Source organism: Faecalibacterium faecis (genome assembly GCF_040096475.1).
GTDB lineage: Bacteria > Bacillota > Clostridia > Oscillospirales > Ruminococcaceae > Faecalibacterium > Faecalibacterium taiwanense.
On record NZ_JBBMEP010000060.1, the window covers coordinates 1 to 585 of the forward strand.

General features: G+C 50.1%; 1 protein-coding gene. It reads right to left on the reverse strand.

Annotation, left to right across the window (positions count from 1 at the left end; translation table 11 throughout):
• Positions 1-464: hypothetical protein (locus tag WMO17_RS13115; RefSeq protein ID WP_097774989.1), on the reverse strand; the 464-nt coding region annotated here is incomplete at its 3' end.
• Positions 465-585 lie beyond the last annotated feature (121 nt).

A 585-nucleotide genomic window follows, 5' to 3' on the forward strand; every position in this document is an offset into this window, starting at 1 on the left:
CATTCGTCTGCACCCTCATCTTCAAATTTTTGCTGGGCGTTCTTGGCAACAATGCGCTCCAGCTTCTTCAAAAAGGATTCCTTGCCCTCATAGCTGCCGGTCACGGTGTAGGTGGTGTGACCGACTTTCTCCGTGGTGGTCAGTTCCGGAATCCAGAAAGCGGACAGGTTCTTGACATGGAGGTTGCCGTTCTCGTCCACATAAGAGCCGTGTTTCTTCTGCTCTTCGGTCAAGGGCTTCCGCTTGAAATAGATTTCATTTTCGGAGATGCTCACAGTCTCGCTGGTCTGCTCTTTCGGGGCATCGTCATACAGCTGGGCGAAAAATGCCAGTGCATCTTCGGGTGAGTCTTCCTCCATGAGTTGCTCGAAAACTCGCTGTTCCTCTGCCGAGAGGTTGTTCCATGCGGCTTCCAACTCCTGCTCGTTGGCTGCGTTGACAAAGGCTTCGATCTCTTTTTTCATGGTGCATCCTCCTTTGGCTGCGGAAAGCGTTTTTTCAAAAAATATGGGTTTTCGTGAGAGCAAGAATCGTCCCGTGGCCACAAATTTTCAATACTTGAAAATTTCCTGTCCCCTTTAGGAC